The following is a 22,835-nucleotide window of genomic DNA, read 5'->3' as shown; positions in this document are numbered from 1 at the left end:
GAACCCTTTTTGTGTGGGGGGGTGTTTTTTGTTTTTATTCCAACGTGCGGGGGGGGGGCCCCTCCCCCCCCCCCCGCGCCCACACCCCCGGGGGGGGCGCCGCCCCCGGCCCGCCCCCCCCTCGCTCGTTCCCTCCCCCCTCCGCACGGGGACGCGCGGAGGGGGGAGGGAACGGCCGGATCAGCGCTCCGAGGCGGCCCGGTCGGCGTCCTGCGCCTTCAGCGCCCGCTCCACGCCGGCCCGCGCCTCGACGACCTGGCGCCGCAGCGCCGGCGCCGGCTCGGCCGAGGCCAGCCACGCGTCGGTGGCCTCCAGCGTGGCCTGCTCGACCAGCAGCGCCGGGTACAGCCCGACGATGATCTGCTGCGAGATCTCGTGGCTGCGGCTCTCCCAGACACTCTTCACCGCGGCGAAGTACTTCTCCGCGTACGGCGCGAGCAGGGCGCGCTGGTCGGCCTGCTGGAAGCCGCCGATCACCGCCGCCTGCACGTAGTTGGTCAGCTCGTCCGACTCCACCACGGACGCCCAGGCCGCGGCCTTGGCCCCGATGGTCGGGCGGGCGGCGCGGCAGCTGGCCGCGTGCTCCTGGCCGGCCGCGGTGTTGTCGCGCTCCAGCTCCGCCGAGATCTCGGCCTCGTCGGCCCGGCCGGTCGCGGCGAGCCGGCCCAGCAGGGTCCAGCGCAGCTCGGTGTCCACGGCCAGGCCGGGGATCTGCGCGGTGCCGTCCAGCAGACCGGCGAGCAGGTCGAGCTGACCCTCGGTACGGGCGACGCCGGCCAGCGCACGGGCCCAGGCCAGCTGGTGGTCGCTGCCCGGCTCGGCGGCGCGCAGCGCCTCCTCGGCGGCCTCGGCCCAGCGGGCCAGGCCCGCCTCGCGCCAGGCCGGGTCGGCGTAGGCGTCCAGCGCCAGCTTGACCTGGCGGTGCACCGACTGGACGACGCCGATGTCGCTCTCGCGCGGCAGGCCGGAGAGGGCGAGCGTCAGGTAGTCGCGGGCGGCCAGCTCGCCGTCGCGGGTCATGTCCCAGGCGGAGGCCCAGCACAGCGCGCGCGGCAGCGCGTCGGTGAAGCCGCCGAGGTGCTCGGTGACCACGGCCAGCGAGTCCTCGTCCAGCCGGACCTTGGCGTAGGACAGGTCGTCGTCGTTCAGCAGGACCACGGCCGGGCGGTGCCGGCCGACCAGCTGCGGCACCTCGGTGCGCGGGCCGTCGACGTCCAGCTCGATCCGGTCGGTGCGCACCAGCGCGCCGTCGGTCAGCTCGTAGAGGCCGATGGCGATCCGGTGCGGGCGCAGCACGGCCTCGCCCTTGGCGCCGGCCGGGAGCGCCGGGGCCTCCTGGAGCACGGCGAAGGACTCGATCTCGCCGTCGGTGTTCAGGGTCAGCGCGGGCCGCAGCACGTTGATGCCGGCGGTCTCCAGCCAGGCGGCGGACCAGGCCTTGAGGTCGCGCCCGCTGGCCTCCTCCAGCGCGCCGAGCAGGTCGCCGAGCCGGGTGTTGCCCCAGGCGTGCCGCTTGAAGTAGGCGCGCACGCCCTCGAAGAAGGCGTCCTGGCCGACGTAGGCCACCAGCTGCTTGAGCACCGAGGCGCCCTTGGCGTAGGTGATGCCGTCGAAGTTGACCTGGACGTCCTCCAGGTCGTTGATCTCCGCCATGATCGGGTGGGTGGACGGCAGCTGGTCCTGCCGGTACGCCCAGGTCTTCATCTGGTTGGCGAAGGTGGTCCAGGAGTTGGGCCAGCGTGAGGCGGGCGACTCGGCCTGGCAGACCGCCTCGGCGTAGGTCGCGAACGACTCGTTCAGCCAGAGGTCGTTCCACCACTCCATGGTGACGAGGTTGCCGAACCACATGTGGGCCAGCTCGTGCAGGATCGTCGCGGCGCGGGCCTCGTACGCGGCGTCGGTCACCTTGGACCGGAACACGTACTGGTCGCGGAGGGTGACGGCGCCCGCGTTCTCCATCGCGCCGGCGTTGAACTCCGGCACGAACAGCTGGTCGTACTTGGGGAACGGGTAGGGGAAGTCGAACTTCTCCTGGAAGTAGTCGAAGCCCTGCTTGGTGACCTCGAAGATCGCCTCGGCGTCCAGGAACTCGCGCAGCGAGGGCCGGCAGTAGATGCCCAGCGGCACCTTCTGCTCGCCGTTCTCGTAGGCGTCGAAGACCCCGACGTAGGGGCCCGCGATGAGCGCGGTGATGTAGGAGGAGATCCGGCCGGTCGGGGCGAAGCGCCAGACCTGCGCGTCCCCCTCGCCCTCCGGCTCGGGGGTGGGCGAGTTGGAGATCACGCTCCAGCCGGCGGGCGCGGTCACCGTGAAGGTGAACGCGGCCTTCAGGTCGGGCTGCTCGAAGTTGGCGAAGACCCGGCGGGCGTCCGGTACCTCGAACTGGGTGTACAGGTAGGTCTCGCCGTCGACCGGGTCGACGAACCGGTGCAGGCCCTCGCCGGTGTTGGTGTAGGCGCAGTTCGCGACGACGCGCAGCTCGTTCTCGGCGGCGAGGCCCGGCAGCGCGATCCGGCTGTCGGCGAAGCCGGCGGTGTCGAGGCGCTCGCCGTTGAGGACGATCTCCTCGACGCTCGGGGCGACCAGGTCGATGAAAGTGGCCGCGCCCGGGGTGGTGGCGGTGAACCGGACCACGGTGGTGGACCGGAACGTGCCCCCCTCTCGGGCCGAGCTCAGGTCGAGCTCGATGTCGTACGCGTCCACGTGCAGGAGGTCGGCCCGGGTGCGGGCCTCCTCGCGGGTCAGGTTGGTGCCGGGCACTCGCAGGACTCCTTCGTCAGGCTGATGTCTGGCATCCTGCCATGCCCGTCCGCCCGGTCCGCCGGAATATGCCCGGATACGGGACGGGTGGGGCGGCGGGGGCTCGTCGGCCCCCGCCGCCCGCCCGCGGCCCCGTTACTTCTTGACGTACTTGAACACGGGGGAGTCGAAGCTGCCGCGGGAGAACCCGTACAGCGACCCGTCCGAGTTCAGGACGAACTCGTTGGTGCTCATGCCGATGGTGAAGGTCGAATTGACGGTGACGTTGCCGAGCTCGCTCACCGCGCCGTCGGCGGCGGCCAGCGTCACCAGCTTGGCGTCGTTGCCGTAGCCCATGTCCAGGATGGCCCGGACCCGGCCCTCCTTGTCGGTGCCGGAGACCAGCCGGATCCCGTCCTTGGCCTTGCCGTCGGTGGACCAGAGCCGCTTGCCGCTGTTCAGGTCGTAGGCGTTGACCGCCGGCTTGGTCGGGTTGGTCTGCACGTACAGCGTGCTGCCGCTGACCACGCTCTGGGTGAAGGCGTCGGCCAGGCCGCTGAGCCGCAGGCTGTCGTAGCCGGGCTCCTTGACGGGCATCTGGGTGCCCGGCTTGTTGGTCTTGTCGAACGGCAGCACGTAGTCGCCGTTCGAGCCGTTGGCCATCGACAGCACCAGCGGCTGGTCGGAGAGGACCTTGTCGACCCGCTCGATGCTGCCGGTCAGGGTGATCGGGGCGGGCGAGGCGACCTTGCCGGTCTCCGTCTCCAGGATCACCAGCTGCGACTTGACGGTGGTGTTGACGCCGTAGCAGCTGTCGGTGACCACGATCTGCGCGCCGGCGGCGGTGCCGTAGACGCTGCAGTTCTTCTCGCGCGGCTGGAACGCCCAGACCGCGGAGCCGTCGGAGACGTTCACCGCGGCGGCCGTGTTGGCGCCGATGCCGATGACCTTGTCGGTGATGCTCAGGGTGGGGGCGACCATCTTGTTCTGCCCGACCCTGGCGCTCCACGACAGCTTGCCCGTGGTGAGGTCGACGGCGGCGATGGTGGAGCAGTCGCTGTCACCGGTGTTCAGCGCGACCGCGGCGACGTGCTTGGAGTTGGCGCTGTACGAGGCGCTGCAGAACTCCTTGGCGCCGGACGGCACCGGGATGCTCCAGGCCTCCTTGCCGTCGGCGGTGTTGACGGCGCGGATGCCGGTGGTGTCGGCGCGCACGGCGATCTTGTCGGCGCCCCAGATGGCGAGCAGCCGGGTGGAGCCGCTGACCGAGCTGGCCGGCTTGTCGGCCGCCCAGCCCAGGTTGTAGGCGCCGGCCTTGCCGCCGCCCCCGCCGCCGGTGGTGCCGCCGGTGGCGGTCGTCGGCGGTGCGCTGATGCTGTTGCTGACGTCCGGCGTGGTTCCGCCGCCACCGGTGACCTGGCCGCCGGTGGTGCCGCCGGAGGCGGCCGGCGGGTCGTCCTTCTTCTTGTTGTCGTCGGTGAGCAGCACGACCAGCGCGGCGACGATGGCGATCGCCAGCACGCCGCCGATGATGCCGCCCCAGAGCATCACGGGGTTGCGCTGCTTCGTCGGGGCCGGCACCGGGGCGCCCGGGTAGCCGTAGCCGCCCTGCTGCGGGTAGCCGTACCCGGCCGCGCCGCCGTCGGCGGGCGGCGGGGCGGCGTAGCCGTACGGCTGCTGGCCCGCCGCCGGGGCGCCGAACTGCGGCTGGCCGGGCGCCGGGTCGTACGGGCCGACCGGTGCCGGTCCCTGGGCGGCTCCCTGCGCGGGGAAGGCGGGGGCGGTGGGCGCGTACGCGTACCCGCCCGCCGTCGCGGCCGGCGGAGCGGGCGGAGCCGCCGGCGGGGCGGGCGGAGCGGCCGGGGCCGCCGGCGCGGCCTGGCCGGGGACCGCCGCCCCGTCGAGCTGTGTCTGCTGGTCCGCCACGGCCGCCGGGTCGACGCCGCCCGGCTTGCGTCCGAACGAGACGCCCCGGTTGTCCGGTCCGCCGCCGGGAGCTTCGCCAGCCCCCGGTATGGGGTGATCCCCTGCCATCTGATGCCCCGTCTTGTCTGGAAGCGTCCCGTGACCGGCGCACGTCCGTGTCCGGCGGGACGGGTGAGATTGGGCACCATCGTACGGGGGGCCGGTTTTCGGACCGGCGGCGGAACCCGCGACCCCGTCCGCCCCCGTGCCGACCTGGGGCGATGTCAACCCTCCGGCACCCCCGCCGACCTGGCCCGGGCCCGCCCTCCGCCCCCGCCGGCCGCTGTCGTGCCCCGGGCGTGCTCACCGGCCCTCCGCCGTCCCTCCGCCGTGCCTTCACCAAGAGACAGGCCCTAGGCTTCAGGACTTGAAGGGGACGCCCGGTGGAGGGGTCCCGCGCCCTTGGGAGGGTGGATCATGTCGACGGACACTCCGGGTTCGCAGTCCTCGCTGCACCGGGCCAACCTGGAGCGGGTGCTCCGCGCGGTGCGGATGGCCGGCTCGCTGACCCAGGCCGAGATCGCCCGCGGGACCGGCCTCTCGGCGGCCACCGTGTCCAACATCGTCCGGGAACTGAAGGAGAGCGGCACCGTCGTGGTCGCCGACACCTCCGCCGGCGGTCGGCGTGCCCGCAGCGTCTCGCTCAGCGGGGACGCGGGCATCGTGGTGGGGATCGATTTCGGCCACACCCATCTGAGGGTCGCCGTCGGCAATCTCGCCCACCGGGTGCTCGCCGAGGAGAGCGCCCCGATGGACGTCGACGTGTCCGCCGCGCAGGGCTTCGACCGTGCCGAGGCCCTGGTCGAGCGGCTGCTCGCGGAGGCCGGCTTCCGCGCCGACAAGGTGATCGGCGTGGGCCTGGGCGTCCCCGGCCCGATCGACGTGGAGACCGGCGCGCTGGGCTCCACCGCGATCCTGCCGGGCTGGACCGGCATCGCCCCCGGCCGCGAGCTGGCCGAGCGGCTCGGCCTGCCGGTGCACGTCGACAACGACGCCAACCTCGGCGCGCTCGGCGAGCTGGTCTGGGGCGCCGGCCGGGGCCTGAACGATCTCGCCTACATCAAGGTGGCCAGCGGCGTCGGCGCCGGCCTGGTGGTCAACGGGCACATCTACCGGGGGCCGGGCGGCACCGCCGGAGAGATCGGCCACATCACCCTGGACGAGGCCGGCCCGGTCTGCCGCTGCGGCAACCGGGGCTGCCTGGAGACCTTCGTCGGCTCCCGCTACCTCCTGAACCTGCTCACCCCCACCCTCGGCACCGGGCTCACCCTGCCCCGGGTGGTGGAGCTGGCCCACGAGGGCGACCTCGGCTGCCGCCGGGTGATCGCCGACGCCGGCCGGCAGATCGGCACCGGCGTGGCCACCCTGTGCAATCTGCTCAACCCGCGCCGGGTGATCCTCGGCGGCGACCTCGCCGAGGCCGGTGAGCTGGTGCTCGCGCCGATCCGCGACTCGGTGGCCCGCTACGCGATCCCCAGCGCCGCCCGCCAGCTGTCGGTGGTCCCGGGCACCCTGGGTGGCCGCGCCGAGGTCCTGGGCGCGCTCGCGCTGGTGATGAGCGAGGCCGGCGACTCCAGCGCGCTCGCGATCGCCCGCCCCTGACCGCCGTGGGCCGGTCCCGGGGCCCCGCCGTCCGGCCCGGCCGCGGCGCACCGACACGCCGGGTGCGCCCGTCCACTCGAAGGAGTGACCGCCGAGGTGACTGGCGCGTACCGGCCGTCGGTACCGGACACCCCGCCCGGTGTTCGGTAGGCGGACATTAGACTCGACCGGTCGACACCGGGCGGCGACGCCCGTCGGGCCCCCGCGGTCCGCGAACACTGAACGAGGAGGAACGGGTGGCCCTGCTGACCCGCATTCGGGGACCGCGCGATCTCGACCGGCTCACGCCCGGACAGCTGGCCGCCCTGGCCGAGGAGATCCGGACCTTCCTGGTGACCGAGGTCTCCAAGACGGGCGGCCACCTCGGCCCGAACCTCGGCGTGGTGGAGCTCACGATCGCGCTGCACCGGGTGTTCGACTCCCCGCGCGACCGCATCCTCTTCGACACCGGCCACCAGAGCTACGTCCACAAGCTGCTCACCGGCCGCCAGGACTTCTCCGGCCTGCGGACCAAGGACGGCCTGTCCGGCTACCCCTCGCGCGCCGAGTCCGAGCACGACGTGATCGAGAACTCGCACGCCTCCACCGTCCTCTCCTACGCCGACGGCCTGGCCAAGGCCAACGAGCTGCTCGGGAAGAACGACCCGGTGGTGGCCGTGATCGGCGACGGCGCGCTGACCGGCGGCATGGCCTGGGAGGCGCTCAACAACATCGCCGACGCCAAGGACCGCCCGCTCGTCATCGTCGTCAACGACAACGAGCGCTCCTACTCGCCGACCATCGGCGGCATGGCCAACCACCTCGCCACCCTGCGCACCACCCAGGGCTACGAGCGCTTCCTGTCCTGGGGCAAGGACGCGCTGCAGCGCACCCCGGTGGTCGGCCAGCAGCTCTTCGAGACCCTGCACGGCGCCAAGAAGGGCCTCAAGGACTTCATCGCCCCGCAGGGCATGTTCGAGGACCTCGGCCTCAAGTACATCGGCCCGATCGACGGCCACGACCTCACCGCCCTGGAGTCCGCGCTCACCAAGGCGCGCGGCTTCGGCGGCCCGGTGATCGTGCACTGCCTCACCGAGAAGGGCCGCGGCTACCACGCCGCCGAGAACAACGACGAGGACCGCTTCCACGCGGTCGGCGTGATCCACCCGGAGACCGGCCTGCCGATCAAGAGCTCCGGCGGCCGGAGCTGGACCTCGGTCTTCGCCGAGGAGATGGTCGCGCTCGGCCACGAGCGCGAGGACATCGTCGGCATCACCGCCGCGATGCTCCACCCGGTGGGCCTGGCACCGTTCGCCGAGGCCTTCCCGGACCGCATCTTCGACGTCGGCATCGCCGAGCAGCACGCCGTCACCAGCGCCGCGGGCCTGGCCACCGGCGGGCTGCACCCGGTCTTCGCGGTCTACGCGACCTTCCTCAACCGCGCCTTCGACCAGGTCCTGATGGACGTCGCCCTGCACAAGCTGGGCGTCACCTTCACGCTGGACCGGGCCGGCGTCACCGGCGACGACGGTGCCTCGCACAACGGCATGTGGGACATGTCGATCCTCCAGGTCGTCCCCGGCCTGCGGCTCGCCGCCCCGCGCGACGCCGACCAGCTGCGCGCCCAGCTGCGCGAGGCCGTCGAGGTCAAGGACGCCCCGACGGTGGTCCGCTACTCCAAGGGCACGGTCGGCCCGGCCGTCCCGGCGGTCGGCAAGGTCGGCGGCATGGACCTGCTGCGCACGAACCCGGACGCCGAGGAGGGCCGCCGGGCCGACGTGCTGATCGTCTCGGTCGGCGCGCTCGCCCCGATGTGCCTGGAGGTGGCCGACCTGCTGGCCGCCCAGGGCATCAGCTCGACCGTGGTGGACCCGCGCTGGGTCAAGCCGGTCGACCCGGCGCTGCCCGGCCTGGCAGCCGAGCACCGGGTGGTCGTCACGGTCGAGGACAACGGCCGGGCCGGCGGCGTCGGCGCGGCCGTCGCCCAGGCGCTGCGCGACGCGGACGTGGACCTGCCGCTGCGCGACTTCGGCATCCCGCAGGAGTTCCTGGACCACGCCTCGCGGGCCGAGATCCTCGCCGAGATCGGCCTCACCGCCCCGGACCTCGCCCGCCGGGTGGCCACCCTGGTCTCGCGCCTCGACGTCGCCGTCGACGCCTGACCGCCTCCCGCACCTCTTCACCCCCGGCCCGTGTGTGACAGCTCTGCAACAGTCACACCGGGCGGGGGCTGATAATCGCACCAAAGGCGGGACCGGCGCTGCCGGAGCCGATCCCGCCCGGTAGGTTGTCATCCGTGCCGACCCCCACCCGATCCCGCCTGACCGCGCTCGCCGAGCGCCTTCCCTTGGGGGTACCCCCGGCCGACGGCTGGGAGCGCGTGAAGACCGGCTACTGGACGCGGCTGGTGCCGCTGCTGGCGCTGGTCGCCCTGCTCACCCACCTGCCGTCCTTCATCCGCCCGGTCTGGAGCCCCGACGAGGGCTTCCTGGCCACCCAGGCCCGGATGCTCGCCGACGGCGGCGTGCTCTACGACACCGTGGTGGACCGCAAGCCGCCGCTGCTGCCCTGGCTCTACCAGGCCTGCTTCGCCGTCTTCGGCTCTGCCTCGCTCTGGCCGCTGCGCACCCTGGCGGTGGTCGCCCACCTGGTCACCGCGATCCTGCTGGCCTCGATCGCTCGCGGCCGCTGGGGCAACCGGGCCGGCGTCGGCGCGGGCCTGCTCTACCTGCTGGTCTCCATCGGGCTCTCCCCGGAGGACACCCAGGCGGCGACCTTCGAGGTCTTCATGCTGCCCGCCATGGTGGCCGCCTTCCGCTACGCCGAGCGCCGCCGCTGGCTGGCCGCCGGCATCGCGGTGGCCCTCTGCTCGCTGACCAAGCAGACCGGCGGCGCGGTGCTGCTGCCGGTGCTCTGGATGCTCTTCCAGGACGCCCGCCGGCGCGGCGTGCGCTGGATCCCCGCCCTGCTCAAGATCGGTTTCGGGGTCACCCTGCCGATAGCGCTGGTCGCGGTGATCCTCACCAAGCCCAAGGGCTTCCTGTTCTGGGTGGTCACCGGCAGCGGCGACTACGCCACCGTCGGCGGCGCCTGGCTGCAGATGCTCGGCCGGGCGCTCGGCAACTCGGCGATCCTGCTCGGCGCCGGCCTCGGCTTCCTGCTGCCGGTCGGCCGCCGGCTCTGGCTGAAGCACCGGCACCGCCCGCTGCCGGTCGCCGGCGAGGAGCACGGCTCCACCACCGACCTGTGGGTGTGGCTGCTCTCCTCGGTCGTGGCGGTCAGCATGGGCTTCCACTTCTTCGGCCACTACTACCTCCAGCTGATGCCCCCGCTGGTGCTGCTGGGCACCGGGGCGATCGCCACCTCGGCCGTCCGCTGGAAGCCCGTGCTGGTGTACACCACGGCCGCCGCCAGCGTCTTCTGGGGCCTGGCGCTGGCCTGGCCGGGGGAGCGGCTGGACCGCACCACCGAGGTCGCCACCGCGGTCGCCGCGCAGACCACCCCCAAGGACACCGTGCTGGTCTGGGGCATGCACCCGGAGCTGTACTGGCTGGCCGACCGCAAGCCCGCCACCCGCTACCTCACCGCGGGCTTCCTGACCAACTACAGCGGCGGCAAGGACGGCAGCCCCAACGTCGGCGAGCAGTTCTCGATGGCCAACGCCTGGCAGACCTTCGACCAGGAGATCGCCAAGAGCCTGCCCGAGGTCGTCGTCGACGATTCCGGCCTCGCGCCGTACCAGCCCGGCATGATCCCGAAGATCGAGAACCTGCTGGACACCCACTACGAGATGGTCGGCGTCTTCGCCGACACCGTCGTCTACCGCCTCAAGCGCTGAGCGGCCCCGGGCGCAACGCAGAGGGCCCCGGTGACCGGATGGTCACCGGGGCCCTTCGTCGTTCGCCTAGGCGGGCACGGAGGCCGTACCCGGGGCGAGGAAGCGCTTGCCGTTCACCCGCTCCGAGACGCCCTCACGGTCCAGGTACGGGGTGATCCCGCCCAGGTGGAAGGGCCAGCCGGCACCGGTGATCATGCAGAGGTCGACGTCCTGCGCCTCGGCGACGACACCCTCCTCCAGCATCAGGCCGATCTCCTGCGCGACGGCCTCCAGGGCGCGGCCGAGGACCTGCTCCTCGGTCAGCACGGTGTCGCCGAAGGAGAGCAGCTCCAGCACCTCGGGGTCGAGGACCTGCTGGCCGTCCACCCAGGTGTAGAAGCCGCGCTTGCCGGCCTTGACCACCTTGCCGAGGTTCTCGGAGACGGTGAACCGCTCCGGGAACGCGCCGTGCAGGGTCTCCGAGACGTGCAGGGCGATGGCCGGGCCGACCAGCTCCAGCAGCACGATCGGGGACATCGGCAGGCCGAGCGGCTCGACGCCCTTCTCGACGGTGGCGATCGGGGTGCCCTCGTCGATGATGTTCTGGATCTCGCCCATGAAGCGGGTCAGGATCCGGTTGACCACGAACGCCGGGGCGTCCTTGACCAGCACCGAGGTCTTCCGCAGCTTCTTCGAGACGCCGAAGGCGGTGGCCAGCGAGGCGTCGTCGGTCTTCTCGCCGCGGACGATCTCCAGCAGCGGCAGGATCGCGACCGGGTTGAAGAAGTGGAAGCCGACGACCCGCTCCGGGTGCTTCAGCTTCGAGGCCATCTCGGTGACCGACAGCGAGGAGGTGTTGGTCGCCAGCACGCAGGTCGGCGAGACCACGTTCTCCAGGTCCGCGAAGACGGTCTGCTTGACGCCCATCTCCTCGAACACGGCCTCGATCACGAAGTCGGCGTCGCCGAAGGCCGCGGCCTTGTCCAGCGAGCCGGAGACCAGGCCCTTGAGGCGGTTGGACTTGTCCTTGCCGATCCGGCCCTTCTCCAGCAGCTTGTCGATCTCGGCGTGGACGTAGCCCACGCCCTTGTCGACGCGCTCCTGGTCGATGTCGGTGAGGACCACCGGCACCTCCAGCCGGCGGGCGAACAGCAGCGCCAGCTGCGAGGCCATCAGACCGGCGCCGACGACGCCGACCTTGGTGACCGGGCGGGCCAGCGACTTGTCCGGGGCGCCGACCGGGCGCTTGGCGCGGCGCTGCACCAGGTTGAAGGCGTAGATGCCGCTGCGCAGCTCGCCGCCCATGATGAGGTCGGCCAGCGCCGCGTCCTCGGCGTCGAAGCCGGCCTGCAGGTTCTCGTCCTTGACCTGGGCGATGATGTCCAGCGCCCGGTAGGCGGCCGGGGCCGCCCCGTGCACCTTGGCGTCGGCGACCAGCCGGCCCCAGGCGACGGCGTCGTCCCAGGCCTTGCCGCGGTCGATCGCCTCGCGCTCGACGACCACGTCGCCCTTGAGCACCCGGGCCGCCCAGAACAGCGACTGCTCCAGGAAGTCGGCCGGCTCGAAGATCGCGTCGGCGATCCCCAGCTCGAACACGTCCTTGCCCTTGAGCTGCTTGTTCTGCGCCATCGAGTTCTCGACGATCACCTTGACGGCCTTGGCCGGGCCGATCAGGTTCGGCAGGATGCTGCAGCCGCCCCAGCCGGGGACGAGGCCGAGGAAGACCTCGGGCAGCGAGAACGCCGGGACGCCCGCCGACACCGTGCGGTAGTCGCAGTGCAGGCCGACCTCGACGCCGCCGCCCATTGCCGCGCCGTTGTAGAACGCGAAGGTCGGGACGGGCAGCGCGGCGATCCGCTTGAAGACCTCGTGGCCGCCCTTGCCGATGGCCAGCGCGTCCGCGTGCGCCTTGAGCAGCTCGACGCCCTTGAGGTCGGCGCCGACGGCGAAGATGAACGGCTTGCCGGTGATCGCGGCACCGACGATGGCGCCCTCGGCGGCCTCCGCCTCGACCTGGTCCAGCGCCTCGTCCAGCTTGAGCAGCGAGCCCGGGCCGAAGGTGGTCGGCTTGGTGTGGTCGAAGCCGTTGTCCAGGGTGATCAGGGCCAGCCGGCCGGCCTGCAGCGGCAGGTCCAGGTGACGCACGTGCGCGGTGGTGACGACCTCGCCGGGGAAGAGCTCGGCGCCGCGGGTCAGCAGCTCAGTCGTGGTGCTCATGCTCACTTACCACCCTCGAACTCGGTCTTCTGGGTCGCGCCGTTCCAGTGGGGGTTCTCCCAGATGACCGTGCCGCCCATGCCGAAGCCGATGCACATCGTGGTGAGGCCGTAGCGGACGTCCGGGCGCTGCTCGAAGCGGCGGGCCAGCTGGTTCATCAGGCGCACGCCGGAGGAGGCCAGCGGGTGGCCGAACGCGATCGCGCCGCCGTACGGGTTGACCCGCTCGTCGTCGTCCGCGATGCCGTAGTGGTCCAGGAACGCCAGCACCTGGACGGCGAAGGCCTCGTTGACCTCGAACGCGCCGATGTCGTCGATGGTCAGGCCGGCCTTGGCCAGTGCCTTCTCGGTGGCCGGCACCGGGCCGATGCCCATCACCTCGGGCTCGACGCCGGCGAAGGCGTACGAGACCAGGCGCATCCTGACCGGCAGGCCCAGCTCCTCGGCCACGTCCTCGGCGGCCAGCAGCGAGGCGGTGGCACCGTCGTTGAGACCGGCCGAGTTGCCCGCGGTGATGTTGCCGTGCGGGCGGAACGGGGTCTTGAGCCCCGCCAGGCTCTCCATCGTGGTGCCCGGGCGCATCGGCTCGTCCACGGTGGCCAGGCCCCAGCCGGTCTCGCCGACCTCGGGGTTGGTGTTGCGGATCGAGATCGGCACCAGGTCGGGCTGGATGTCGCCGTTGGCGTACGCCTTGGCGGCCTTCTCCTGCGAGCGCACCGCGTAGGCGTCGCAGCGCTCCTTGGTCAGGTGCGGGAACCGGTCGTGCAGGTTCTCCGCGGTCATGCCCATGAACAGGGCGGACTCGTCGACCAGCTTCTCGGAGACGAAGCGCGGGTTCGGGTCGACGCCCTCGCCCATCGGGTGACGGCCCATGTGCTCCACGCCGCCGGCCACGACCACGTCGTACGCGCCGAAGGCGATGCCGCCGGCGGTGGTGGTCACGGCGGTCAGCGCGCCGGCGCACATGCGGTCGATCGCGTAGCCGGGGACGGACTTCGGCAGGCCGGACAGCAGCGCGGCGGTGCGGCCGATGGTCAGACCCTGGTCGCCGATCTGCGTGGTGGCCGCGATGGCGACCTCGTCGATGCGCTCGACGGGCAGGTTCGGGTTACGACGCACGAGCTCCCGGATGCACTTGACGACCAGGTCGTCGGCGCGCGTCTCGTGGTAGATGCCCTTCGGGCCGGCCTTGCCGAACGGGGTGCGGACGCCGTCGACGAAGACGACGTCCCTCACGGTACGAGGCACGGGGGCTCTCCTCCCAGGGACCAACGGTTCAGGTGGGCAGGCTGCCGCTCACCATCGCACGAGGGGATGTGAGCGGCGCCGCTTCCCCGCCATGCTACCCGCCGGTAACCACCCTGCCCAGGCCCGTCCGGCGACTCTCGCGATGTGTCCCCGGACACGTTCCGCTCCGCGAGCGCCGAACGGGACGCCGAACGGAACGCCGCGGGGAACGCCGAAGGGGATGCCGCCCGACCGGGCGACATCCCCTTCCTCCTGCTCCTCCGCCGCTCAGCCCTGCTGCGCCGCCGTCTCCGCCGCCTTGGCGAAGGCGGTGGAGATCACCGGGGCGACCAGGTCCACCTGCCACTGGCGGGCGCCCAGCCGACGCAGCGCCGCGGCCACGTTCGCCGCGGAGGCGTCGGCCGGCGGCTCCCAGGACACCCGGCGGACCAGGTCCGGGGTGATCAGGTTCTCGGCCGGCAGGTGGTGGTGCTCGGCCAGCTCGCTCACCGCGGCGCGCGCCCCGCTCAGCCGGGCAGCCGCGACCGGGTCCTTCTCGGCCCAGGCGCGCGGCGGCGGCGGGCCGTCGTGCGGTGCGGCGGCCGGCGGCAGCTGGTTCTCCGGCACCTCCCGCCCGCGCTGGACGGCTGCCAGCCACTGCTCCAGCTGGCGCCGGTGCACCCGCGGTCCGAAGCCCTGGACGGACTGCAGCGCGGCGATGTTGAGCGGCATGGCCAGCGCGGCGTTGACGATCGCGGCGTCCGACAGCACCCGGCCCGGCGAGACGTCGCGGTCCTGCGCCATCCGGTCGCGGGCCAGCCACAGCTCGCGCACCACGACCAGCTGGCGGCGCCGGCGCACCTTGTGCAGCTGTGAGGTGCGGCGCCAGGGGTCGGTGCGCGGCGCCGGGCGGGGGGCCGCGGCGATCGCCGCGAACTCCTCCAGGGCCCAGTCGAGCTTGCCCTGGACGTCCAGCTCCCGTTCGAGTGCGTTGCGCAGCTCGACCAGCACCTCGACGTCCAGAGCGGCGTAGCGCAGCCACGGTTCGGGCAGCGGGCGGGTGGACCAGTCGACCGCGGAGTGCTCCTTGGCCAGGCTCAGCCCGAGCACGCTCTCGGTCATCGGCCCGAGGCCGACCCGGGCGAAGCCGGCGATCCGTCCGGCCAGCTCGGTGTCGAACAGGCGCCCCGGTCTCATGCCCACCTCGGCCAGGCAGGGCAGGTCCTGGGTGGCGGCGTGCACCACCCACTCGGTGTCCGCGAGGGCCGCGCCCAGTGCGCCGAGGTCGGGGCAGGCGATCGGGTCGATCAGCGCGGTACCGGCGCCCGCGCGGCGCAGCTGGATGAGGTACGCCCGCTGGCCGTAGCGGTAGCCGGAGGCCCGCTCGGCGTCGACGGCGACCGGTCCGGTTCCCGCCGCGAAGGCGGCGATGGTGGCGGCCAGCGCCTGCTCGTCCGCCACGACCGGAGGGATCCCCTCCTTCGGTTCGAGGAGCGGGACCGGGGCTGCTTCTTCTGGGATGGCTGCTACGGCGTCGGTCACTCCCCAAGGGTACGACGGTCCCCGCGACCGGGAGTGTTGTCGGACTGGTCAGACCGATGACGGGGGCCGCGGGTTCGCCGCCGCGGCGGCGAACCGGGCACTCCTCAGCGCGCTGCGGCGGCCACGGAGGAAACGTTCCTCCATGGCCGCCGCAGCGGCGGGCTGCTCAGTGGATGATGCCGGTGCGCAGCGCGACCGCGACCATCCCGGCGCGGTCGCCGGTACCGAGCTTGCGGGCGATCCGGGCGAGGTGGCTCTTCACGGTGAGCGCCGAGAGGCCCATCGCGACGCCGATCGCCTTGTTGGACTGGCCCTCGGCCACCAGTCGCAGCACCTCCACCTCGCGACCGGAGAGCTCGCGGTACGCGGCCTGCTGCGCACCCGGCGCGCCGTGCGCCCCGGGAGCGCCCGGCGCACCGTGCGCGCCCGGCATGCCCGGCATCCCGGGCCGGCGCATCCGCCCGGCCAGTCCGGCGGCACCGAGCGGCAGGCCGGGGCGGCCCGGCATGGCGACATTGGTGCGGGTGCCGGTGACCACGTAGCCCTTGACCCCGCCGGCGAGCGCGCTGCGCACGGCGCCGATGTCGTCGGCGGCGGAGAGCGCCAGGCCGTTGGGCCAGCCGGCGGCGCGGGTCTCGGCCAGGATGGTGAGTCCGGAGCCGTCGGGGAGGTGGACGTCGGCGACGCAGATGTCGCGCGGGGTGGAGACCCGGGGGCGGGCCTCGGCGATCGAGGACACCTCGATCACGTCCCGGACGCCGAGCGCCCAGAGGTGACGGGTGACGGTGTTTCGGACGCGGGGATCGGCGATGACCACCATGGCGGTGGGCTTGGTCGGGCGGTAGGCGACCACGTTTGCGGGGTGCTCAAGAAGGACCGACACCAGGCCTCCTGCGGGAGTGGCGGACGGAACCCCGAGGGGGCGGTCGGAGTGTTCCGCGTTCGGAAAGGGTCACAGTCTGCTTCGGCAGCATCCGTGCCCGGCTTTAGCGAAAGATCACGATCTAGTGAGTCACAATACGGACAAATCGCGCAGATGACTGATGCGACATGCTTGGAAATCGCACAAAATCGATCAGATCCAGCGCAAAGCGGTCAGTTCCGAACGATTTGTTGACGAAGAGCCGCTCTGAAGTCACACGCTGTCAGCCTTGGGAGTGGCGGCGCGCCGACCGATGACGCCAGGGCCGGGCGCCACTCCTCAGTGCGAACGGGGGCGTCGCCGCGCCGGCATCGGGACCACTCCACCGAGTGACGTGACGTCCGCGGGGGAGTACGGGGTCGGGGAGGCCGGGGGCAGGCCCGCGCTGATGCAGAGCAGGTCCCCCCAGGCCGCCAGGTGCCGCTCGAAACGGCCGTCGGCCGGCGTCCAGGACGCCCGGATCTCGATCTCGGTGCTCGACGCGCGGTCCGCCAGCCCGCCGAAGTACTGCGAGGCGCACAGGCTCACCGTGCCGGACGGCTCCGCGTACCCGGCGCCGTGCGCCTGCAGCGCGTCCAGCAGCCAGGCCCAGCCGACCTCGGAGAGCATCGGGTCGCCGGCCATCTCCGGCTCCAGCTCGGCCCGGGTCATGGTGACCACCCGGAAGTCCCCGTTCCAGGCCTCCTGCCCGGCCGGGTCGTGCAGCAGCACCAGCCGGCCGTCGGCCAGCTCCTCGCCGTCCACCTCGACGGTCGCGGTCAGCGCGAAGGAGAACGGCGCCAGCCGGCGGGGCGCCGGGGCGGGGGAGAGGACGACCTCGGGGCGCAGCCGGGCCTCGGAGAACGCCTCCACGGCAGCCCGGAACTCGCTCGGCGCCGCCTCCCGACCCGTTCCGCCACCTGCTCCGCCACCCTGTGCGGGGTGCCCTCCGACCGCTGCCATGACCCGAAGACTAGGTCGAAAACGCGGGTAATCGCCGCAACTTCTTCCCGCGCGGCGCGCCGGAGCGGCAATCCGGCCAGATCTTGGAGGAACCGACGAGGCCGACGGGGCGGACGGGTCCGGGCCGCGTGCGAAGATTTGGAGCGTGAGCGAGACGACGGCAGACACCACGGCAGCCACCCCGGCAGTCCCCCCGACCGGCGCCACCCCCGGTCAGCAGCCCGACGCGCGCGGCGGCGCCGCGTACGACTCGGCGTTCCTGCGCGCCTGCCGGCACGAGCCGGTACCGCACACCCCGGTGTGGTTCATGCGTCAGGCCGGCCGCTCGCTGCCCGAGTACCTGAAGGTCCGCGAGGGCATCCCCATGCTGGAGTCCTGCATGCGGCCCGAGCTGGTCAAGGAGATCACCCTCCAGCCGGTGCGCCGGCACAAGGTGGACGCGGCGATCTTCTTCAGCGACATCGTGGTCCCGCTCAAGGCGATCGGCATCGACGTCGACATCAAGCCCGGCATCGGCCCGGTCATCGCCGACCCGATCCGCACCGCCGAGGACCTGAAGCGGCTGCGCCCGCTGGAGCCGGACGACGTCCCCTACATCACCGAGGCGGTCGGCCTGCTCGTCGACGAGCTCGGCTCCACCCCGCTGATCGGCTTCGCCGGCGCCCCCTACACGCTGGCCAGCTACCTGGTCGAGGGCGGCCCGTCCAAGAACCACGAGAACACCAAGGCCATGATGTACGGCGCGCCCGAGCTGTGGGCCGCCCTGGTCGACCGGCTGGCCGACATCACCTCCGCCTTCCTGAAGGTGCAGATCGAGGCCGGCGCCTCCGCCGTCCAGCTGTTCGACTCCTGGGTCGGCTCGCTCGCCCCGGACGACTACCGCCGCTCGGTCATGCCGGCCAGCACCAAGGTGTTCGACGCGGTCGCCGGCTACGGCGTGCCGCGGATCCACTTCGGCGTCGGCACCGGCGAGCTGCTCGGTCTGATGGGCCAGGCCGGCGCGGACGTGGTCGGCGTCGACTGGCGGGTGCCGCTGAACGTCGCCGCCGAGCGGGTCGGCCCCGGCAAGGGCCTGCAGGGCAACCTCGACCCGGCGGTGCTGTTCGCGCCGACCAGGGCCGTCGAGACCAAGGCCCGCGAGGTGCTGCACGCCGCGCAGGCGCTGGGCACCAGCGGCCACATCTTCAACCTCGGCCACGGTGTGCTGCCCACCATGGACCCGGACGCGCTCTCCCGCCTGGTCGCCTTCGTGCACGAGGCCAGCGCCCGCTGACACCGCGACGGCGGCGGGCCCCGTCCGGGAGACCGGAGGGGTCCGCCGCCGTCGTCGTACCGGGTGTCAGGGCGTCCGTGACTCCTGGTCCTGATCCTGCTCGTCGTCCCGCGCGGGTTCCTGCTCCGGCTCCTGTTCGGCACCGGGCGGGGACGACGGCGGCGGCGGCGCGAAGCCCGGAATCGGCTCCCGATCCCGATCCCGACCGCGCTCACGTGCCGTCCGCGCCCACCGGCGGCGCACCACCCACACCGCCGCCGCCACCGGCACCACCACCAGCAGGAACGGCAGCAGCGCGGCCAGGGCCACGAACAGCCCGCGCACGATCAGGAACAGCACGTGCCAGCCGCCGCCCAGCGCCGAGCCGACCTCGGCCCAGAAACCGTCGTCGTCCTCCTCGGGAGCCGGCGCCTCGGGCTGGGCGGTGCTCGGCTTCGGGCGCACGTCCAGCGTGACGGTGGACAGCGAGGTCCGCGCCGACAGCTCCTTCACCTGCTTCTGCAGCGACTCCAGGTCCGCCTCCCGGCGGCTCAGCTCGCTCTCCAGACTGACGATCTCGGACAGCGACTTCGCCTGCGCCATCAGCGCCCGCACCCGGTCCACGCTGGCCTGCTGGCTCTGCATCCGGCTGTTGACGTCCGCGACCTGCTGGGTCAGGTCCTCCGCCTGGCTGCGCCGGGACACCACCTCTCCGAGCGCGGCCAGCTGGTCCAGCGTTTGCTGGAACGCCGCCGACGGCACCTTCACCGTGAGCTGCCCGCTCTGCACACCGGTCGCCGTGGGCTCGCCACCGGTGCCGGGGCCGGTGCCGCTCGCCGTCTCGCTCGCCACGTAGCCGCCGGCGGCGAGCGCCAGCGCGCGGGCCCGGTCCAGCGTCTCGTCCACCTTGGCCACCCGCACCGTCAGCTGCGCCGAGTACGCGATCTGCCGGGCGTCCACCACCGGGGCCGCGGCGGGCTGCCCGGTCGCCGCGGCCTGGGGGGCCGCCGCCGAGGCGGCCGAACCCGGTCCGCCCAGCGGGGCGTCCCCCTTGGCCGCCTCCCCGGCCGCGGCCTGCGCCGGGGCCGCCGCCGCGCGGTCCGCGGCGCCGTCGCTGGAGCCGGCGCTGCACCCCGCCGCCAGCGCCGCGGTCACCGCCACCGCCGCCAGTGTCCCCGCTCTTCGCCGTCCTCTTCCCACCTTGGGGCCCTCCCGCGTCGACCGTCCGGCGTCCCCCCTCGGGACGCTCGGACCATTCGACGGGAGGCGGCCCGGATCGGATCCCCTCGGGACATCGCAGCTTGATCACGTATCGGCTGCGGGCCGGACAAGGCGTCAGACGGCCTCCACCTCGATGCCCGCGCGCCGCAGCAGTGCCGCCGTCACGCCGTCCCCCGGCCGCAGCGTCCCGCCGAACGTGCCGTCGTACACCTGCCCGCACCCGCAGGACGGGCTGCGGGCCATCAGCAGCGCCCGCCGCGCCCCCGACGCCTCGGCCGCGGCGAGCGCCGCCCGCGCCCCGGCGACGAACTCCTCGGTGCAGTCCGCGCCGGTCGTGTCCACCACCCGCGCCCGCCCGTCCAGCACGTCCGCCCCGTCCCCGCCGACGATCTCCGCCGCCGGCCGAGGCGTCGGCAACCCGCCCGCCCCCTCCGGGCACACCACGACCCCGCGCCCCTCGGCCACCAGTTCGGCAACCGCCCGCGCCGCCTTCGCCCGCCCGTCGTACCGACACGGCACCCCGGCCAGACACGCACTCACCAGCACCTTCTCCATGGGGTCGAGCCTAACGAGGTCCGACGGCCACCCGGCGACTCGCTACCGTGGGCCCATGGGTGAGCTGCCGGACCGGATGTACGCACCCCATGCAGAGGGGTGGTTCGCCGACGACCTCGATCACCTGCCTCAGGCGCCGCGCCACACTGAAGTGCTGGACGGAGCGCTGGTCTTCAGGACCTCCCCGCAGCGGTCGTGGCACAGTCGAGCGGTCACCGGCCTGACCGCACTCCTGGAGGAACTCGTGCCGGAAGGCTTCCTGGCCGAGCGCGAGATGACGATCAAGCTGGACGCGCGTCATCGGCCCGAGCCCGATCTGGTGGTCGCGACAACCGACTACGACCCCGACCGGACGTATTTCGCAGCGGCCGACGTGGCGCTCGTGGTGGAGGTGGTCTCCCCCGAGTCCGCTCACCGTGACCGCGTCGTCAAGCTCCGGAAGTACGCCGAGGCCGGGATCCCGCACTACTGGGTGATCGAGGAGGAGGAGGGGCTGCCGGTGGTGCACACCTACGAGCTGGATGCCAATGTGCCGGCCTACGCCCCGGCCGGGATCTTCCGGAAGCGGCTGGAGCGGCCGGTGCCGTTCCCGCTGGACATCGACCTCGACGCGCTCGTCCCCGCCCCCGGGGCGAAGCGTGCAGCGGATTGAGGCAAAGGTGTAAAGACCTGCGAGACTGCGAAGCATGGCGCAGGCACATGTCGTGGTGATCGGCGGCGGTATCGCGGGACTGACCGCTGCCGCCGTGCTCGGTGGGGGTACGGGGGAGCCCGTGCGGGCGCGGGTGACGCTGGTGGAGGCGTCGGAGCGGCTGGGCGGGAAGCTGTGGGGCGGCGAGGTCGGCGGGGTCCGGGTGGACCTCGGGGCCGAGTCGATGCTGGCGCGGCGGCCGGAGGCGGTCGAGCTGGCGCGGGCGGTCGGACTCGCGGAGCAGCTGGAGCCGCCGACCACCGCCAAGGCCGCGATCTGGACCCGGGGCGCGCTGCGTCCGCTGCCCGGCGGGCAGGTCATGGGCGTTCCCGGGGACCTCGCCGCGCTGGCGGACTCCGGGGTGCTGAGCCCCGAGGGGCTTGAGCGGGCCCGGCACGAGGCGGCCGGCGAGGCGGTCGCGGACGACGTCGCGATCGGCCGCTACGTCGCCGACCGGCTCGGCCGCGAGGTGGTGGACCGGCTGGTGGAGCCGCTGCTGGGCGGCGTCTACGCCGGGCACGCCGACGAGATCTCGCTGCGGGCCGCGGTGCCCGCGCTGCTGCCGCTCGCCCGGGGCGGCGGGTCGCTGCTCGACGGGGTGCGCGAGCTGGCCGGCCGGCCGAAGGGCGACACCCCCGTCTTCCAGGGCCTGCGCGGCGGCCTCGGCACCCTGCCGGCGGCGGTCGCCGCGGCCTGCGCGGAGGCCGGCGTCGACCTGCGCACCCGCACCGAGGTGACCGCGCTGCGCCGCACCGCCGACGGCTGGCGGGTGACCACCGGCGACGGCGACACCCTGCACGCGGACGCCGTCGTGCTGGCCGTGCCGGCGCCCGCCGCCGCCCGGCTGCTGCGCGCCGACGCGCCGGCCGCCGCCGCCGAGCTGGACGGCGTCGAGTACGCCGGGATGGCGCTGGTCACCCTGGCCTTCCGCCGCGCCGACCTGCCCGAGCCGCCGGCGGGCAGCGGCTTCCTCGTCCCGCCGGTGGACGGCCGCCGGATCAAGGCGTCGACGTTCTCCTCCAACAAGTGGGGCTGGCTGGAGCGCTCGGCCCCGGACACCTTCGTGCTGCGCACCTCGCTGGGGCGGCTGCACGAGGAGGAGCCGCTGGAGCTGGACGACGGGGAACTGGTCGCCCGCTCGCTGGCCGACCTGGGCGAGGCGATCGGTCTGACCGCCCGCCCCTACGACACCGCCGTCACCCGCTGGCGGGCCGGACTGCCGCAGTACCCGGTCGGCCACCTGGACCGGGTGGCCCGGATCCGGGCCGCCGCGGACCGGGTCGGCGCGCTGGCGCTGTGCGGGGCGGCGTACGACGGCGTCGGCATCCCGGCGTGCATCGCGAGCGCCCGGGCGGCCGTCGCCGGGCTCGACAGAGTGTTGACCCCGCTGACCGGGGCGAACGTCACGGAGAGGACAATGGGCGCATGACTGAGACCGTTGAGCAGCAGGCCGCCGAGCAGCCCGCGAAGAAGAAGGCGCGCGACCTGAACCAGGTCATCCGCTACACCATGTGGTCGGTGTTCAAGCTCAAGGGCGCCCTGCCCGAGGACCGCACCGGGCTGGCCGCCGAGGTCGACGAGCTGTTCGCGCAGCTGGCCGCCAAGGACGTCCTGGTGCGCGGCACCTACGACGTGTCCGGTCTGCGCGCCGACGCCGACATCCTGGTCTGGTGGCACGCCGAGGACTCCGACGACCTGCAGGAGGCGTACAACCGCTTCCGCCGCACCGGCCTGGGCCGGCTGCTGGAGCCGGTCTGGTCGAACATGGCGCTGCACCGCCCGGCGGAGTTCAACAAGTCGCACATCCCGGCGTTCCTCGCCGACGAGCGCCCGCGCGACTACGTCTGCGTCTACCCGTTCGTCCGCTCCTACGAGTGGTACCTGCTGCCGGACGCCGAGCGGCGCGCGATGCTCGCCGAGCACGGCCAGATGGCGCGCGGCTACCCGGACGTGCGGGCCAACACCGTCGCCTCGTTCGCGCTGGGCGACTACGAGTGGCTGCTCGCCTTCGAGGCGGACGAGCTGCACCGGATCGTGGACCTGATGCGCGACCTGCGCCCGTCCCGGGCCCGGCTGCACGTCCGCGAGGAGGTGCCGTTCTTCACCGGCCGCCGCAAGCCGGTCGCCGAGCTGCTCAACGGCCTGGTCTGAGCGGCGCGGTAGGC

16 protein-coding genes are annotated in these 22,835 nt (G+C 73.2%); 7 read left to right on the top strand and 9 right to left on the bottom strand.

Annotated features, from left to right (window positions below; all coding sequences use genetic code 11):
- Nucleotides 1-180: 180 nt before the first annotated feature.
- Together pepN and ACFVUH_RS19720 are read right to left on the bottom strand one after the other, a co-directional pair.
- A complete protein-coding gene (gene pepN / locus ACFVUH_RS19725; protein WP_387914577.1) occupies nt 181-2,760 on the bottom strand; it encodes an aminopeptidase N in 2,580 nt (859 codons plus the stop codon).
- 135 nt (nt 2,761-2,895) lie between these two features.
- Nucleotides 2,896-4,665 (bottom strand): PQQ-binding-like beta-propeller repeat protein, encoded by a 1,770-nt coding sequence (locus tag ACFVUH_RS19720; RefSeq protein ID WP_387914575.1) that lies wholly within the window; start codon nt 4,663-4,665, stop codon nt 2,896-2,898.
- Nucleotides 4,666-5,121: 456 nt separating this feature from the next.
- On the opposite strand from ACFVUH_RS19720, the gene ACFVUH_RS19715 reads away from it, so the two are divergent.
- The 3 genes from ACFVUH_RS19715 (at nt 5,122) to ACFVUH_RS19705 (ending at nt 10,123) form a co-directional block, all read left to right on the top strand.
- Nucleotides 5,122-6,306 carry an ROK family transcriptional regulator gene (locus ACFVUH_RS19715; protein ID WP_355369210.1) on the top strand — a complete coding sequence of 395 codons (1,185 nt, stop codon included), beginning with the start codon at nt 5,122-5,124 and terminating at the stop codon, nt 6,304-6,306.
- Between the two features lie 236 nt (nt 6,307-6,542).
- Nucleotides 6,543-8,447, top strand: a complete 1,905-nt coding sequence (dxs, locus tag ACFVUH_RS19710) for a 1-deoxy-D-xylulose-5-phosphate synthase (RefSeq protein ID WP_355369208.1) — start codon at nt 6,543-6,545, stop codon at nt 8,445-8,447.
- Nucleotides 8,448-8,581: 134 nt separating this feature from the next.
- On the top strand, nt 8,582-10,123 hold the full coding sequence (locus ACFVUH_RS19705; RefSeq protein WP_355369206.1) for a glycosyltransferase family 39 protein: 1,542 nt from the start codon (nt 8,582-8,584) through the stop codon (nt 10,121-10,123).
- A 66-nt stretch (nt 10,124-10,189) separates the two neighbouring features.
- On the opposite strand, the gene ACFVUH_RS19700 is transcribed toward ACFVUH_RS19705, so the two are convergent.
- From ACFVUH_RS19700 to ACFVUH_RS19680, 5 genes are all read right to left on the bottom strand, one after another.
- On the bottom strand, nt 10,190-12,319 hold the full coding sequence (locus tag ACFVUH_RS19700; protein WP_387914573.1) for a 3-hydroxyacyl-CoA dehydrogenase NAD-binding domain-containing protein: 2,130 nt from the start codon (nt 12,317-12,319) through the stop codon (nt 10,190-10,192).
- Between the two features lie 2 nt (nt 12,320-12,321).
- Nucleotides 12,322-13,566 (bottom strand): thiolase family protein, encoded by a 1,245-nt coding sequence (locus ACFVUH_RS19695; protein ID WP_387914571.1) that lies wholly within the window; start codon nt 13,564-13,566, stop codon nt 12,322-12,324.
- Nucleotides 13,567-13,833: 267 nt separating this feature from the next.
- Complete coding sequence (locus tag ACFVUH_RS19690) at nt 13,834-15,087, bottom strand: HRDC domain-containing protein (RefSeq protein ID WP_387914570.1); 1,254 nt, start codon at nt 15,085-15,087, stop codon at nt 13,834-13,836.
- Between the two features lie 166 nt (nt 15,088-15,253).
- A complete protein-coding gene (locus ACFVUH_RS19685; RefSeq protein ID WP_355369198.1) occupies nt 15,254-15,970 on the bottom strand; it encodes a response regulator transcription factor in 717 nt (238 codons plus the stop codon).
- Between the two features lie 318 nt (nt 15,971-16,288).
- A complete protein-coding gene (locus ACFVUH_RS19680; RefSeq protein WP_355369196.1) occupies nt 16,289-16,951 on the bottom strand; it encodes a DUF3000 domain-containing protein in 663 nt (220 codons plus the stop codon).
- A 259-nt stretch (nt 16,952-17,210) separates the two neighbouring features.
- Here ACFVUH_RS19680 and hemE point away from each other — a divergent pair, with 259 nt between their 5' ends.
- Nucleotides 17,211-18,224, top strand: coding sequence for a uroporphyrinogen decarboxylase (gene hemE / locus ACFVUH_RS19675; protein WP_355369234.1), 1,014 nt, complete (start codon nt 17,211-17,213; stop codon nt 18,222-18,224).
- Between the two features lie 66 nt (nt 18,225-18,290).
- Here hemE and ACFVUH_RS19670 read toward each other — a convergent pair whose 3' ends face one another.
- Both ACFVUH_RS19670 and ACFVUH_RS19665 read right to left on the bottom strand, forming a co-directional pair.
- Entirely contained in the window at nt 18,291-19,364 is a 1,074-nt protein-coding gene (locus ACFVUH_RS19670) for a DUF4349 domain-containing protein (protein WP_387914568.1), read from the bottom strand.
- 174 nt (nt 19,365-19,538) lie between these two features.
- Complete coding sequence (locus ACFVUH_RS19665) at nt 19,539-19,979, bottom strand: DUF523 domain-containing protein (RefSeq protein WP_387914566.1); 441 nt, start codon at nt 19,977-19,979, stop codon at nt 19,539-19,541.
- A 55-nt stretch (nt 19,980-20,034) separates the two neighbouring features.
- Between ACFVUH_RS19665 and ACFVUH_RS19660 the strand changes: the two genes are divergently transcribed.
- Genes ACFVUH_RS19660 through hemQ form a run of 3 tightly spaced genes read left to right on the top strand, consistent with a single transcriptional unit; the run spans nt 20,035 to nt 22,821 of the window.
- On the top strand, nt 20,035-20,631 hold the full coding sequence (locus ACFVUH_RS19660) for a Uma2 family endonuclease (protein ID WP_387914564.1): 597 nt from the start codon (nt 20,035-20,037) through the stop codon (nt 20,629-20,631).
- Nucleotides 20,632-20,665: 34 nt separating this feature from the next.
- Nucleotides 20,666-22,099: a protoporphyrinogen oxidase gene (hemG, locus tag ACFVUH_RS19655; RefSeq protein WP_387914562.1), complete on the top strand. Its 1,434-nt coding sequence runs from the start codon at nt 20,666-20,668 to the stop codon at nt 22,097-22,099.
- Nucleotides 22,096-22,821: a hydrogen peroxide-dependent heme synthase gene (gene hemQ, locus ACFVUH_RS19650; protein WP_355369185.1), complete on the top strand. Its 726-nt coding sequence runs from the start codon at nt 22,096-22,098 to the stop codon at nt 22,819-22,821. Before hemG ends, hemQ begins: the two co-directional genes overlap by 4 nt.
- Nucleotides 22,822-22,835: the final 14 nt, after the last annotated feature.

It is taken from the genome of Kitasatospora sp. NPDC058032 (assembly GCF_042885845.1).
Taxonomy (GTDB): domain Bacteria; phylum Actinomycetota; class Actinomycetes; order Streptomycetales; family Streptomycetaceae; genus Kitasatospora.
The sequence above is the reverse complement of the archived record's forward strand: the minus strand, read 5'-3'. Positions and strand labels throughout refer to the sequence as shown.